Source organism: Mesorhizobium sp. M1399, assembly GCF_040317735.1.
In the GTDB taxonomy this organism is placed as follows: Bacteria; Pseudomonadota; Alphaproteobacteria; order Rhizobiales; family Rhizobiaceae; genus Mesorhizobium.
This window is the reverse complement of sequence record NZ_JAMYKZ010000022.1, coordinates 65,195-78,385: the sequence shown is the minus strand read 5'-3', so window position 1 is coordinate 78,385 and position 13,191 is coordinate 65,195. Positions and strand designations below refer to the sequence as shown.

Here is a 13,191-nt window from a genome sequence, read left to right as displayed (position 1 = left end):
ATGGCGACATGATCGCCATGGGTATCGTCGATCCGGTCAAGGTTGTGCGCACGGCTCTGCAGGACGCGGCCTCGGTCGCCGGCCTGCTGGTCACCACCGAAGCTATGATCGCCGAGGCTCCGAAGAAGGAGTCGGCTGGCGGCGGCATGCCGGCTGGTATGCCCGGCGGTGGCATGGGCGGCATGGGCGGTATGGATTTCTAATCCAGCCCCCTATCAACCTACAGCGGAAAGGGCGGCCGAGAGGTCGCCCTTTTTTGTGTGCCGAGCATGATCGACAGCTTGGAGGTGCAAGTCCTCTACCCAGCTGATGGCGGCGAAGCGCAACGGCGTCGTCGTGAGACGGGTCTGGCCGTGTCCTTTCGTTCAGCCGCTGGTCGAAACTCACGATGATCGTGCTGCCTTCCGCCGTGCCGTGGATCTTTACAGGGCTGCGAGAAGGCCTTGCCAACGGCTGGCAGACCCTGGTTGCGGTAGAACTCATCGCATCGTTCGATGGGCTCCGATTACCTGATGGCCTATGGTCGTCAGCTCTTTCAATTTGAACTCGTTCTTTCGGCCATGATCGTGGTCGGCCTGACCGAATTGGTGATCCACGGCCTGCTCACGATTGCCGAAAACCATCTGCAACGCTGGCGTCCGGAGACCCCACGATCAGCCTGATCACGATTGCAGGTCGGGATAGGCTGTCGCACGGCGCTTCCATCGCACCGCCGGCCTTCCGCTTCATCGGCCGACATATGCGGCCGCTTGCGGTGTCGATGGCGCTGCTCGCGATTTGGGAGTTGCTCGCCCATGCCGGCGCTGCTGACCCACGTTTTCTACCGCGGCTGGAAGAGGTGGCGGCCGCGGCATGGCAGAGTTCAGCCGAGGTGGCCTTGGCTCCAATCTTCTGGCGAGCCTGGAACGTGACCTGATCGGTTTCGTGTGTGGCAGTGTGGCGGAAACGCGTTTGGTCTGGTGATCGGATTTTCCCGCCTCATCGAACGCCTGAGAGGCTCGTGGTCGCGGTTGTATTACCGCTATTACGTGACCTGATCACGTTGACGATGCCAGCACCTTCATTGGCCACTTTCTGGACCATGTACGTCACATCAGGCTCCCCCGCCCGATCGACACGAGCCGGCTCTGTAACCAAGCCGCCGTCATATAGCGGTTCCACGACGGCACTGGCGGCAGTCGTCTTCTCAGCGGCTACAGGTGGACGTTTCAGCATGACGCCAACGAATCCGATGGCGGCAAGGACAGGCAGACCAAGCACCGCTAGAAGCTGTACTCCGCTGGAGTTCGCCTCGGAAGTGGAGCGACAAGGGCCTGATTTGTCTTGCCATGCCACATTGTCAGCACGCTTTTCGAAGCCTCTGAATTCCTTAGTGTCCATCCCAGCTCGACCTCCGACCATCCCCATTTCCGGCTGCCCGCGGCACGGCAGCCCTTGGCCTCTAGCTGCGCTCGAGCGGATCAGCGTGCCGTCTGCCTTCTCTAGCCGATCAAAATGTCTGCACCCATTTGGCAATGGCCGTTTCGCGCAAAAGTATTCCCCCGTGAGCCGACTTTCCGAATTGGCTTAACTTCCAAATCTGTGGCTTTGCCTGCATTGCGGAGCGCGGAGTTCCGACCACTCGCCCAAGGGTATGCCATGGCGTTTCGTCTCTTTGTTCCGATCCTTGCCGGTGCAACGCTGCGCGAGCGGCTGCTCGCCTGCATCGGGGCCATGATCGGCATCGCATTGACTGGCGTGATCAGTGCGCTGGCGAACGGGTCTGGCCCACATGTCGCACTGCTAGTTGCTCCAATGGGAGCATCGGCCGTGCTGCTCTTTGCCGTGCCTTCAAGCCCGCTGGCGCAACCTTGGTCGATTATCGGTGGCAATACGATTTCGGCGCTGGTCGGGGTGATCGTGGCGCATTTCGTGCGTGAACCCGTTCTTGCTACCGGCATTGCGGTGGCGCTGGCCATCGCCGCCATGTCGTTTACGCGCTGCCTGCATCCGCCGGGTGGCGCCGCCGCCTTAACTGCGGTGTTCGGCGGACCGGCCGTCTTCAGTTCCGGCTTGCTGTTTCCCTTCGTTCCGGTAGCGCTGAACTCGATCGTGCTGGTCGCACTCGGCTACGGCATCCATAAACTGTCGCGGCGCAACTATCCACATGTGGCGGCCCCCGCCCTTAAAAGCGCGCATGGAACCATCGATCCGCCGGCGCGGGAGCGGGTCGGCTTCCAGCCCGAGGATATCGATGCCGCGCTCGGCGCGCTGGAGGAAACCTTCGATATCGACCGCAACGATCTTGAGCGGCTGCTGCGGCAGGTCGAGTTGCAGGCGATGGTGCGCTCCCACCGCACCCTGCTGTGCGAGGACATCATGTCGCGCGATGTGATTTCGGTCGATGAACATGCGCCGGCCGACCAGGCGCGTCATTTGCTGCTCGATCACAACATCCGGACGCTGCCGGTGACCGACGCCGAGGGCGGGCTGGTCGGTGTAGTTGGCCTGCGCGAGCTGACGAAGGCGACCGACACGGTGAGGGCTGTGATGTCGAAGGCTAGCACCGCCTCTCCCGATACGCCGGCGATGAGCCTGCTGCCGGTGCTCACCGACGGCCGCAGCCATGCCGTGGTCATCGTCGATACCGAGCGACGCATTATTGGGCTGATCACCCAGACTGACCTGCTGGCAGCGGCAGCGCGCGTGCACATGGCCGACACAAGGCTGGCAGCGGCATAAAATAGTGATCCGGACTTGCTCAATCCGGGAACCCGATGGGGCGCCAATAGGATAGCGGTATTAAGTGCGGCCTTCCGCCTAAGACAATTCCTTTTTACGAGTAGATCAACCATGAAACGCGACCGCGTGCTCAGGCATCTGGTTCACGTAGGCCAAGTACGACTGCAACAACGGAACACTCTTCAACCTTGCCGGTGGCCAGAGCCAGTCCGCTATGTCGACCAAAGGCGTGCGGACTACAAGTGCAACCATCTGGTGGACGGCTCCTCTGCAACGATGGTAGCGCGGTTCGCGTGTCCAAGGCTGGGTTGAAGCTCTACGTCGCGGGTTGAGTGATCGTTGGCAAGGGTCGCGGCTCAGACGCCGAGGACGCGGTTCGCAATTCCATGCAGGTGGTCCTTTCCTTTGGTTCCTGCATTTCGCCTATGGTGAGGCGCCGCCGACTCCCGTCATGCATCACGCCGACGACCGCCGCTTCCTCGCCGCGCCAAGGGTTTGACTAGGCCGACGATAGACCATGCGATAAGCAATTCCGAAACGATGTGGCTTCCTTGCGCCAAGTCGGCTCTGTCGAACAGCGATGTCAACATGATCCTGAGTTCCGAGGGTTCGCCGCATCAATCCTATAACCTTGATGACGTTCCTGACTAGGAGGATGAGGCTGCTCCAACACGTCCACGGTGTTAGGAATTGCCATTGCACGAGTTGATCTCGGACTTCTTCGTCGCGCATCGCCAATTTCCAGCCCAATACCGCGCCTACGCTTGGTACCCCAACCACGCGGCCTATCGCCCTCATGCCCGCTTCGAGGACCCTCCAGGATCGGGCCTGTTCGGATAGGTGTGGGAGGCCGAGGCATCAGAGGGAACGGCCAGACGCTACCATGAGGATGCGCCATTTGCCGAAGAGCCGTGCCGTTACCTTCGCCACTGTGCGGAACGCGGGGCGACCGTCGCTTCAGCCATCAGGCTTTGGGTGTCATTTCTCCCCTGGCGGAGTCCACCGCCCCCGACAAAAAGTCTGACCTTTGCCAGTCTTCTACGGGCAAGCGTTCGCGCCAAAAGTTCAAAGCCGCGTCCATAACATTCAACAATGAAAGTCAGCCTCATCAGATCGAGCAGAAAGTCGTCGATGGCATGTGTGAGCGCGTGAGACTTTTGTTCAAGCTGAAGCAGCAAGGCGCGCGCCTCTTCGATCGCGGCCCGGCAACCGTCTGCGTCTATCAGGAATCAATCCTGTCTAAGATCTGCAAGCCCTCACCTCGCCCCAAGCCAGACTCAGCGCATCGAACGCCGTTGGAGAGAGTTTCCGACGAAAGAACATCGTCGCGTTTCGCGAAAAGGCATCGCTCGGCAAAGTGCGCGTTGATGAAGCATGCTGCGTCAAACTACAAGCAAGAATCCGGGCTCCACCCAGGTGATGTCTTCGAAGGCGGGGTGAGCCGGCTCGGGCATGCGTCTCGGCCGCAACCCTTAATCACGAGGAACTGTGCCGCAAGGCAAACAGTTTCTCTCTATTCTTCTAGCCGCCACGGTTCAGCCTAGATTACATGGGAAACGACAATAACGGAAAGCAAAGGGTCGCAAAATGAGTAGGGTGGCTGGATTAAACGAAGATTTGGCTGCACCAACGACCTTTGGGCCACTTTTGCAGCCCACCTTTCGTTCGATCTGGCTCGCCACGCAAGTCTCGAGCCTCGGCTGGTTGATGCAGACTGTTGCCATCAGTTGGCTGATGGCTACCATCTCGACTTCCGATCTGATGGTTGCGCTGGTGCAGGCTTCATCGAACCTGCCGGCTTTCATTTTGTCCGTGTTCGCCGGGGTTCTCGCTGACAATTTCAGCCGTCGCAGGGTTATGTTCGCCGGCCGCTGCCTTATGGTGATAGCATCTGCGATGCTGACCGCTGTTGTAGCGCTGGGCTTTGTTAGTCCGTGGATGATCCTTGGCTTCAGCTTCTTGATCGCAAGCGGCGGTGCTCTCAATGATCCGGCCTGGCAAGCGTCGGTCGGCGATATCGTGGACCGACGAGATGTTCCCGCTGCCGTCACCCTGCTTTCTGTTGGCTTCAACACTGTCAGGACTGTGGGCCCGGCGCTCGGCGGCATTGTGGTTGCCTCATTCGGCCTCATGGCGGCATTCGCCGTGACCACGCTCACCTATTTCGTACCCTTGGTCACTATTTGGCGCTGCAAGTGGAAGGTTCGCTCGTCCCCTCTTCCACGCGAGTCGATGAGGACGGCGATCTATGACGGACTGCGCTTCACGGCGATGTCATCGGAAATCAAGGCAGCGATCGCGCGCGGAACCCTCTTTGGCTTGGCGAGCATCGCCATACTCGCGCTGCTGCCGGTGGTTGTCCGCGACCAGCTGGGAGGAGGTCCACTCGCCTATGGCGCGCTCATGGCTGGCTTCGGGACCGGTGCCGTCTTCGCCGGCCTCTCCAACAGCCTGTTCAGACGGAGCTTGTCGCAAGAAAGGCTGATGAGGCTCTCCTGCCTCGCCTGCGCGGCGTGCTCCCTCTCCCTGGCTCTGACCTCTTCGATCGCTGTGGCGGCAATTGCACTCGCCCTGGGCGGCGCCGGTTGGGTCACCGCCTGGTCGGGGGTTGGCGTGAGCGTGCAGCTGGCGAGCCCGCGCTGGGTCGTGGGTCGCACAATCTCGATCTACTACGCATTGATAGACGGCGGCATCGCGGCCGGCAGCTGGGTATGGGGCACGGTTTCCCAGAACCATTCGCTGACCTGGGCGCTCGAGGGTTCCGCTGTAGCCCTTCTGATCGTCGCTGCAGCCGGCGTTCTGTTTCCTCTTCGCGAGCGCCGCGAGTCCGAGCCCGATCCTTTGGAGGAATTCGACGCCCCAGCTGTCGCTCTCAGTTTGAAGCCGAGAAGCGGCCCGATCGTGGTCAAGATCGAATATCTGATAGCCGAGAGAAATGTCGAGGCCTTCCTCGACCTCCTGCGGCAGCGGCGTCATGTACACAGCCGCGTCGGTGCTCGGAACTGGACGCTCCAGCGCAACCTTCAGAAGCCTATGCAGTGGACAGAAACGTTCCGCACGCCGACCTGGACCGACTACCTTCGCCTCAATCATCGTCTCACGGAAGTAGACAAGGAACTGGACGAGCGTGTCTTCCAGTTACACGCGGGAGAAGAAGCGCCTCAAATGACGCTTTCGATTGAGCGGCCGACAAGCTCGGCCCGGAAACCCGACCAGTCAATCCTTCACCTTCCCCGTCATTGAAGCCTGACCTTCCCATATCTGGGCATCAGCGATCGTTAAAGATCCGGGTGATGGATGAGAATCTCGGCGGCATCCGTGTCGTGCGTGCCTTCGCCGCGCAGCCGCACGAGCTGGAAAAGTTCGACCGCGCCAAGCAGGACGCGCCTTGATCTCGCCAATGAGCGCGTCGACATCCGTGTCGGCAACACCAGCGCCATGAATTTCTCGTTCCTGACCGCCATGGGCCTGGTGCTCTGGTTCGGTGGCCAGAAAGTGATCGCAGGTCAAATCAGCGTCGGCACGCTGGCCCTGTTGCTCACCTTCATGACCATTTCTGCAGATGCCGGTGCGCCAGCCCGAATTGATGGTCAACTCGTTCGCGCGCGCCTCGACCTGCGGCACGCGGCTGTTCGAGTTGCTCGACGCAGAACTTGACATCGAGGACGCGGCGGGCGCCAGGGATCTCGTCGTCACCGACGGCGTGCTGCGCTTCGACAATGTCGGTTTCTGCTACGCGGGCTCGGGCGGCCGCCCGACGCTCTCCGGCATCTCCTTCGAGGCGAGCAATGCCTCGCCGTCTAGGCAAGGCGAATGCTCCGGACTTCCCAGCCTTTCTTGCCTTGCCCGCATTCGACAAACACCTTCTGTCCCGCCACCAGCACGCTGAGCCCTGAGCGCGTCAGGGCGCTGGCATGAACGAAGACGTCCTTCTCACCGGTGTCAGGAGCAATGAAGCCGAAGCCCTTTTCGGGTTTGTACCACTTGACCGTGCCCCCGCTCTCCAGCTGCGCACCGGTTTCAACGAAGGTCCCTCCAGCGACGCGCGTATGTGACGGATTTTTTGCGCGGTGATCGCCGATCTCCAGCACCTGCGCGACTTGATGACCTTTTGGACTTTTTTCGACCGTGATCTTGAGAGTCGTTCCCGCGGCAACATCCCGGCTTCCGGCCGCCTCTAACACTCGCACGTGCAGATAGGCCTCCGTGCCGTCCGACAGTTTGACGAAGCCAAAACCCTTGCTGACTGTGAACCACAATACCTCCGCATCGACAGGATCTGCCGTCACGGTCGGCGGGCGCTGAAAATAGCTTGGCTCGGAAGTCCGTTCCGAAAAGGAAACGGGGTCATCGTCATAGCGATGCCGGCGTGGCTCGCGATGGTCTCGATATTTGCCCATGATCATCTCGACTGGCATGGATGGCGCACTGCGCTACCGTCAAGATAATCTCAATCGGGCGACGCGTTTATGTCAAAAAGGCCGTGAAGACCGCAGCTGTGCCCGGCCTATCGGCCGAACCCTTTGAACCTAGATTCATTTCCCCTGAAACAATAGTGCCGGCGAGTCGATTTACTGACTCGCATAGGTTGTGTTGGAGCGAGAGTGCGATGATGCTGGCGCGGGCGCGCTGGAAGGGCTTTATCAGGCATTGCGGAAAGCCTGGCTCCGGGTTTCTTCAAAAGGAACCGAACGGCGGGTCGACGACCATTTGGGCCGGCTCCAGGCCACGGGGCAGGCCTGACCGTGCATGATCATCATCTCCAGCGTCACGCCCAGCGTAGACGCCAAGCCGTGGAGAACCATGCCGCGCTGTCGCCGACGAGAACAACGTCGCAATGTCGACGACGAGCTTTGAATCGACGCTCTCAATGGGCCTCCTTCCCCAAGCACGGATGTCGCGTTGGCACTTTTTGTGCAGCTGCGAAGAGCTAAAATCGCCACGACGGGTGGTGTTGACGCGCCGACAATTATCAGACAAAAACGGAATTCAATCGGTTCAGCCGCCTACGCGGCAGGGCTCTGCTCAACGACGTCGGGGACCATGGACGATCGCGCAAAAGGGATTAGGAAAGGCGGAGCTGGAGGCAAGGCCAACGACGTCAATGCGGACTTGATCGCCGTTGTGGTCGCCATGGACAGCAGCGCCCCCTGCGTTCTGACCATCCCGCAGGCAAACGCCCTGCCCTCCGGCCCGTTCGAGCTTGCTCACCGTTCGCTGCAGTCGGGCCTCAGGGGATGGGTGGAACAACAGACCGGCCAGCCGCTCGGCTATATCGAACAGCTCTACACCTTCGCCGATCGCGACAGGGTTGGCGCTGACGACCGCGTGGTCTCTATCAGCTATCTGGCGCTCACCCACCAAGACGAAGCTGGCGACCCGGCCGGGCGACACTGGGGAAGCTGGTACGACTATTTCCCGTGGGAGGATCACCGCTCCGGCACACCGGCGGTCGTGTTGGACGAATTGCGGCCGCGCCTGATGGAATGGGCGGATGGCACTGACGACAGTACGACACGCCTCGACCGACGACGGCGGGCGGCGATCGCCTTCGGCTTTGACGACCGCCATTGGAACGAGGAACTCGCGCTTCAACGTTATGAGCTGCTCTACGAAGCCGCCATGGTGGAGGAAGCAATACGCGCCGGACATTCCGCTGCGCCCACCTGGGTCTCGGGCAGATCGATGATCGCCGATCATCGTCGCATCCTGGCGACCGGCATTGCGCGGCTGCGCTCCAAGATCAAATATCGGCCGGTCGTATTCGAACTGATGCCGCCGGTCTTCACGCTTTTGCAGCTGCAGCGCACCGTGGAGGCGCTTGCCGGCAGGCTCGTGCGTAAGCCGAACTTTCGCCGGCTGATCGAGCAGCAGGAGCTGGTCGAGGAGACCGGTGAGACAACCGCGGAAACCGGCGGCCGGCCGGCGCAACTTTATCGCTTCCGTCACGCCGTTCTCGACGAGAGGGTGATAGCCGGAACAAAATTGCCGCTCTCGCGGGCTTGACCCGCCTTGCGCCAGCAGCCCTGACGATGTCGCGGACGGCTTGGCCCTTGTGAGAACCGGGATTGTCGAGAATGACGATGTCGCCCGGATTCAGTGTTTTGTTGAGTTCGGTTTCGACATAGACGCGAAAGGCCTGCGTATTGATGGGTCCATCAATGACCCAAGGCGCCTCCACCCGATCATGCCGCAGCGCGGTGATGAAGGTCATCGTCTTCCAATGGCCATATGGTGCGTGGGCCATCAGCCGCTTGCCGCGCACACCCCAGCCGCGCAACGGCGCCATGTTGGTCTTGACCCATGTTTCATCCAGGGAGACCAGGCGCGTAGGGTCAATGCGGGTCTGATAGCGCATCCATTGCGCACACCCGCGCATCAGCTTTGGCTTGAGCTGCTCGGCCGGCAGAACGGTTTTTTTGAAGCTCTTGCCCTCGCGGTGCAGGAAGCGACCGACGCTCGCAGGAGACCACGTTCAGCCAGTGCCGCCGTCAATTGATGAAGCGTCATGTTGGCATCTCGCTCAACCTCGCCCAGGACGAAAGCACGGTGCTCCCCGTCGATCAGATAGGGCCGATGACCACCCATCTTGCCGGGTGCCGCACTGCCACGGCGACGCTTGCGGCCTCGGGCGTTTCCTGGGCGAAGGCGGTGGCGATGAAAGCCGAGACGACGCCACAGACTGGGCTGGCGGATAGTAGTTCGCGAGTCAGCCACGGTAGCGGTCGCTACGAAGCGCGCAGCACTTTGTCATCGGTACATTCCGTCCCATGCCTGAAATGAGCAGTGCAGCCATGTCGCCTCCTCCGCAGTCACCGTGGCGAAAGCAATCCTTCCGCTGCCACACGGACCTAATGTCGCCTGGCACTAGCTTGCTTCAGCAAACCACTTAGCGCAATTCTCAGGAGCTACCGTGCCCGCACCGCAGGCGAGGTCCGGGGAGGCTTGCTCACTCAGTTTGCCATTCTGGAAAGTCGCGTTCTTGCCAACGCGCATATTCGAGATATTCTCTCGCAATCGCCTCTACAAGATCTTGTTGGAGCTCTTTGCGAAGGCACGGCATTTCGCTGATTGCCAAGCTGTGCTCTCTCGCAAAACGAATGGCGCAACGATATCCGTCAACGTCTTCCAAAGTGAGACGGACTGCATCTTCCTTCCACTGATCCGCAAGTTCCTGCAGCAATGAAGGTTGTCCTTCTCTTGTGACAAACATGTCTGTGACCCGACGCTTGGCTCTCTCCAGAAAGGCGTCCGAGTTGCCGAGCCGCAACCGCCTTACATGCCACCGAAAAGCGCCATCCCAATGCTGACTTCGCGCCATTAAATTGAGAAGGGAGATCGAACCGCCTTCGAGGATGAGCCCCGGCTGGGAACTACGCTCATCCACTTGCATTATCAGCTTACGATGGGCGGTCTCGGCGTCGATGATGCCCGCGGTTAGCGGGCGCGAATCCAAGTAGATCCGCTGGGTAGATTGCAGTTCGGAATCCGAGGGACGCCCGCTGCCGGTGGCGATTTGAGGACAGCATTGTACACGATCCAGCGCAATTACCGGCCATCCGGTCTCTCGTGCAATTTGGATTGCCGCGTCTGTTTTGCCGCTGCAGGTCGGCCCGTAAATCAAATAGATTAGCATGTGTATGCCGCATAGTTTATCGGAACTAACCGCCCCCCAAGCACAAGATACTCGGTAGGCTTTCACCGGACTTGTCGCAAACATTTTGACAAGCGGCGATTATGCCCTGAAACGACGCCATTTTCGAACTTTGTGAAGTCCGAAAGGGCGCAAGCAGCCCGTTCTGGTCGTTCAGTCCAGTCACCGACGCCTCTGTTTGACGTTTGACGACGGTCCACTTTGCACATCTCATGCCGACTGTGACGCAACGCGGCACCGCAGGATGGTGACCTCGTTGTCTCCGGCAAAAGATCCTTGCGCGTCTTGGGTTAATCGAGGCGGCGGCGCACGGGCGCCTTATTGTCTCGGAACATGGCCAGGAAGGCGGCTGATCAACAAAAGTGGAAGACGGTGTCCCGACGACCTCACCGATTTGTGAGGCGACCGAGGATCTGCCCGACATCGTCGATCTCGTCCTCGAGGTGGGCCGTGTGCCGGCCGCGCCGCCAAAGCCTCCTCCCCTGCCGGTCCGGCTGGAAGCCTCGTCGAAACGGCACAGGAGTACACCAAAGCCGCCAGCGCGCAAACACACAGACCGCGGGCGCCAAGGATTTGGCGCTTTTTGCGTGGCGTCCGCTCCGATCTTCCGGAAGGGGAGCTGACTGCTGTTTTTTGGGCACTCGCTGCGCATCGCCGCTGCGCAACGCCGAACTGGACATCGAGCGGCTACGCGATGAACCGCATGGTCTGCCATTGTGAGGCTCTTGCTCGACACTAATGGCCTCTCCGAGGTGACGAGGCCGAGCCCTGACGCGCGCGTGCTGGAATGGATGACGGGCTCGATGAAGACCGCTCATTTATCAGCGTTGTGTCGATCGCCGAGATCCGGCGCGGCGCTGCCCTCATGGACAAAGGTCGGAAACGTGACGCACTGGCCGGATGGCTCGCCCGGGACCTGCCGCAGCGCTTCGAGCCGAGAGTCCTGCCCGTGGACGAACTGGTTGCCCTGGCCTGGGGCGACCTGACGGGCCTCGCGAAGCGGCGTGGTCGCGGTCTGTCATCGATGGACGGGCTGATTGCAGCCACCGCGATTTCCTGACCCATCACATGGCGGGGATATTCATGCGCTGACGGCGAAACACCCAGATGCCCCGCACCTACCACGATCAATATGGAAACGCCTCGGTGGCAGCCACGAGGTCGATGTTATTGAAGATGAGATGAAATAGGCGGATCAGCTCTGCTTTTCGCATCCTTGACGCGCGCTTCATGACAGGCCTCGGCCGAGGGCGTCGAGTTTAGCTTCCGGTTGGATGCTTGCCCTCACCTGTGGCTATGCTTACGGCCATCCCGATCGAGAAAAGCATCGAACGCGGCAGCGACAGCGCGAATTACAAAGCGATGCTCCCGCCGTACGCGGACAAAACCGTTTTCGAAGTCCACTATCCCGTCCTCGGCCAGCATCGCCAAGCGTTCAGCTGAATCGAGAAGACGGATCGGATCAGATTCGTGGGCGGCACAGATTGCCTGCACATCGGCCTCGAGATCGCACATTAGTCGCTCGATAATTGCGGCTCGCACGCGGTCGTCGTCGGTGAGGCGATAGCCCTTTGACGTCGCCAGACGGCCAGCTGCGATGTGCTGGATGTAGGAATCCCGTGTAACTTCGTTTTGGACGTACCCCTCGCCGACGCGGCCGATAGCCGACGCGCCGAAACCGATCAGGGTTCTGCAGGTGGTGGCCGAGTAGCCCAGCGAGTTACGCCGCAGGCGACCCGTTTTCTGTGCCAGCGCGAGCTCGTCGTCCGGCAAGGCGAAATGGTCGAGCCCGATCTCGCGGTAGCCGGCGGCAATCAGCGTCGCGGCCACGGCCGCATACTGTTCGGCGCGGGCAGCGCTGCCCGGAAGAACTGCCTCCTCGATGAGGCGCTGATTCTTTATAAGCGACGGGATGTGCGCATAGCCGAACACCGCAAGCCGGTCGGGGCGCATTGTGACCGCCGCCCTCGCGGTCTCGACGCAGGACTGCACCGTTTGATGCGGGAGACCGAAGATGAGGTCGAAGTTGATGCGGCTTACTCCATGCCGGCGCAGCATTTCCACGGCAGCCGACGTCTGCGCCTCACTCTGAACCCGGTTGATTGCTTTTTGAACAATGGGATCGAAGCTCTGCACGCCGAGACTCACACGGTTCACGCCGGCTGCTCCTAAGGCCTCGGCCATCTCGGCCGTGAACGTGCGCGGATCAATCTCGACGGCAACCGTAGCTGTTTTCGTGAGAGCGAAGCGGCGTCGCAGGAACTCCATCAGAGCCAGGAACTCGGCTGGTCCTATGAGAGACGGCGTTCCGCCGCCGAAATGCATGTCGCTCACGGGCAGCGTCTGCGGCGCTCGCTCCGAGACCAAACGGAGCTCGTCACGCAGGGCCGCCAGATAGTTGAGGATCGGCGCATCATGGCGGGTGATGGTGGTGGGGAAGCCACAATACCAGCAAGCTGATCGGCAGAACGGAACGTGGAAATAGAGCGACACCGGATCGTCAGCCGGCAGGTTCCTGAGCCATTCCTCATAAGCCTCGGCGCCGACCGCCCCAGAGAACTCCGACACAGTCGGATAGATAGTGTACCAAGGCAGGCCGGCCTCGCGATATTTTGTGGTCTGCAACAGTTACCGTCCCATGCTGATAACCACCAACCTTACCGCTGCGCTCGCCTGTGTCTTTGCGCTATGTCAGTCCGTTCCGCTTTGGTCTCGAAACTTGTATTTCTCAGCAATAGCGGCCGTTCAGTCTTGGCTGGACGGTCAGCGACTGGCCATGGCTGTTCCCGCCGCGACCCTCACGCGCACCGTTTGGT

General features: G+C 60.6%; 11 protein-coding genes and 5 pseudogenes. 10 read left to right on the top strand and 6 right to left on the bottom strand.

Annotated elements, in window-relative coordinates; translation table 11 throughout:
* The 4 genes and pseudogenes from groEL to NKH05_RS28580 all read left to right on the top strand — a co-directional run.
* Positions 1–203 (top strand): annotated as a pseudogene (gene groEL / locus NKH05_RS28595) (chaperonin GroEL); the annotation flags it as partial.
* A gap of 185 nt (positions 204–388) precedes the next feature.
* Entirely contained in the window at positions 389–544 is a 156-nt protein-coding gene (locus tag NKH05_RS28590) for a hypothetical protein (protein ID WP_352503077.1), read from the top strand.
* Positions 495–662: a hypothetical protein gene (locus NKH05_RS28585; RefSeq protein WP_353026680.1), complete on the top strand. Its 168-nt coding sequence runs from the start codon at positions 495–497 to the stop codon at positions 660–662. The genes NKH05_RS28590 and NKH05_RS28585 overlap by 50 nt, the downstream gene beginning before the upstream one ends.
* Positions 663–760: 98 nt before the next feature.
* Positions 761–916, top strand: a complete 156-nt coding sequence (locus NKH05_RS28580; protein ID WP_352452640.1) for a hypothetical protein — start codon at positions 761–763, stop codon at positions 914–916.
* Positions 917–978: 62 nt separating this feature from the next.
* Here the strand turns inward: NKH05_RS28580 and NKH05_RS28575 are convergent, their stop codons facing one another.
* A complete protein-coding gene (locus NKH05_RS28575) occupies positions 979–1,380 on the bottom strand; it encodes a hypothetical protein (RefSeq protein WP_353026678.1) in 402 nt (133 codons plus the stop codon).
* A gap of 258 nt (positions 1,381–1,638) precedes the next feature.
* Between NKH05_RS28575 and NKH05_RS28570 the strand changes: the two genes are divergently transcribed.
* The 3 genes and pseudogenes from NKH05_RS28570 to NKH05_RS28560 all read left to right on the top strand — a co-directional run.
* Positions 1,639–2,721 carry an HPP family protein gene (locus NKH05_RS28570; RefSeq protein ID WP_353026677.1) on the top strand — a complete coding sequence of 361 codons (1,083 nt, stop codon included), beginning with the start codon at positions 1,639–1,641 and terminating at the stop codon, positions 2,719–2,721.
* A 1,587-nt stretch (positions 2,722–4,308) separates the two neighbouring features.
* The gene (locus tag NKH05_RS28565) at positions 4,309–5,964 is read left to right on the top strand and encodes an MFS transporter (RefSeq protein ID WP_353026676.1); all 1,656 of its coding nucleotides are present in this window, start codon (positions 4,309–4,311) and stop codon (positions 5,962–5,964) included.
* 32 nt (positions 5,965–5,996) lie between these two features.
* Positions 5,997–6,547 (top strand): annotated as a pseudogene (locus NKH05_RS28560) (ABC transporter transmembrane domain-containing protein); the annotation flags it as partial.
* On the opposite strand, the gene NKH05_RS28555 reads toward NKH05_RS28560, so the two are convergent.
* Together NKH05_RS28555 and NKH05_RS28550 are read right to left on the bottom strand one after the other, a co-directional pair.
* Entirely contained in the window at positions 6,522–7,121 is a 600-nt protein-coding gene (locus NKH05_RS28555; RefSeq protein WP_353026675.1) for a cold-shock protein, read from the bottom strand. The pseudogene NKH05_RS28560 and the gene NKH05_RS28555 sit on opposite strands and share 26 nt — an antisense overlap.
* A 246-nt stretch (positions 7,122–7,367) precedes the next feature.
* Positions 7,368–7,561, bottom strand: a pseudogene (locus NKH05_RS28550) (3-methyl-2-oxobutanoate hydroxymethyltransferase); the annotation flags it as partial.
* Between the two features lie 203 nt (positions 7,562–7,764).
* Between NKH05_RS28550 and NKH05_RS28545 the strand changes: the two are divergent.
* A complete protein-coding gene (locus tag NKH05_RS28545) occupies positions 7,765–8,727 on the top strand; it encodes an NUDIX hydrolase (protein ID WP_352780615.1) in 963 nt (320 codons plus the stop codon).
* A 73-nt stretch (positions 8,728–8,800) separates the two neighbouring features.
* On the opposite strand, the pseudogene NKH05_RS28540 reads toward NKH05_RS28545, so the two are convergent.
* Positions 8,801–9,010: pseudogene (locus NKH05_RS28540) on the bottom strand (IS630 family transposase); the annotation flags it as partial.
* Positions 9,011–9,219: 209 nt separating this feature from the next.
* Here NKH05_RS28540 and NKH05_RS28535 point away from each other — a divergent pair.
* Positions 9,220–9,504: a hypothetical protein gene (locus NKH05_RS28535; protein WP_352452632.1), complete on the top strand. Its 285-nt coding sequence runs from the start codon at positions 9,220–9,222 to the stop codon at positions 9,502–9,504.
* A gap of 166 nt (positions 9,505–9,670) precedes the next feature.
* Here NKH05_RS28535 and NKH05_RS28530 read toward each other — a convergent pair whose 3' ends face one another.
* Positions 9,671–10,357, bottom strand: coding sequence for an isopentenyl transferase family protein (locus NKH05_RS28530; RefSeq protein WP_352458542.1), 687 nt, complete (start codon positions 10,355–10,357; stop codon positions 9,671–9,673).
* 734 nt (positions 10,358–11,091) lie between these two features.
* Between NKH05_RS28530 and NKH05_RS28525 the strand changes: the two are divergent.
* Positions 11,092–11,432, top strand: a pseudogene (locus NKH05_RS28525) (PIN domain-containing protein); the annotation flags it as partial.
* Positions 11,433–11,659: 227 nt separating this feature from the next.
* Here NKH05_RS28525 and hemN read toward each other — a convergent pair.
* Positions 11,660–13,000, bottom strand: a complete 1,341-nt coding sequence (gene hemN / locus NKH05_RS28520; protein WP_353026673.1) for an oxygen-independent coproporphyrinogen III oxidase — start codon at positions 12,998–13,000, stop codon at positions 11,660–11,662.
* Between the last annotated feature and the right edge of the window lie 191 nt (positions 13,001–13,191).

What these genes read in the sequence shown, in the direction of transcription:
- NKH05_RS28590 (WP_352503077.1), top strand. Translation starts at nt 389, where the DNA reads ATGATCGTGCTGCCTTCCGCCGTGCCGTGGATCTTTACAGGGCTGCGA.
- NKH05_RS28585 (WP_353026680.1), top strand. Translation starts at nt 495, where the DNA reads ATGGGCTCCGATTACCTGATGGCCTATGGTCGTCAGCTCTTTCAATTT.
- NKH05_RS28580 (WP_352452640.1), top strand. Translation starts at nt 761, where the DNA reads ATGGCGCTGCTCGCGATTTGGGAGTTGCTCGCCCATGCCGGCGCTGCT.
- NKH05_RS28575 (WP_353026678.1), bottom strand. Translation starts at nt 1,380, where the DNA reads ATGGACACTAAGGAATTCAGAGGCTTCGAAAAGCGTGCTGACAATGTG.
- NKH05_RS28570 (WP_353026677.1), top strand. Translation starts at nt 1,639, where the DNA reads ATGGCGTTTCGTCTCTTTGTTCCGATCCTTGCCGGTGCAACGCTGCGC.
- NKH05_RS28565 (WP_353026676.1), top strand. Translation starts at nt 4,309, where the DNA reads ATGAGTAGGGTGGCTGGATTAAACGAAGATTTGGCTGCACCAACGACC.
- NKH05_RS28555 (WP_353026675.1), bottom strand. Translation starts at nt 7,121, where the DNA reads ATGGGCAAATATCGAGACCATCGCGAGCCACGCCGGCATCGCTATGAC.
- NKH05_RS28545 (WP_352780615.1), top strand. Translation starts at nt 7,765, where the DNA reads ATGGACGATCGCGCAAAAGGGATTAGGAAAGGCGGAGCTGGAGGCAAG.
- NKH05_RS28535 (WP_352452632.1), top strand. Translation starts at nt 9,220, where the DNA reads ATGAAGCGTCATGTTGGCATCTCGCTCAACCTCGCCCAGGACGAAAGC.
- NKH05_RS28530 (WP_352458542.1), bottom strand. Translation starts at nt 10,357, where the DNA reads ATGCTAATCTATTTGATTTACGGGCCGACCTGCAGCGGCAAAACAGAC.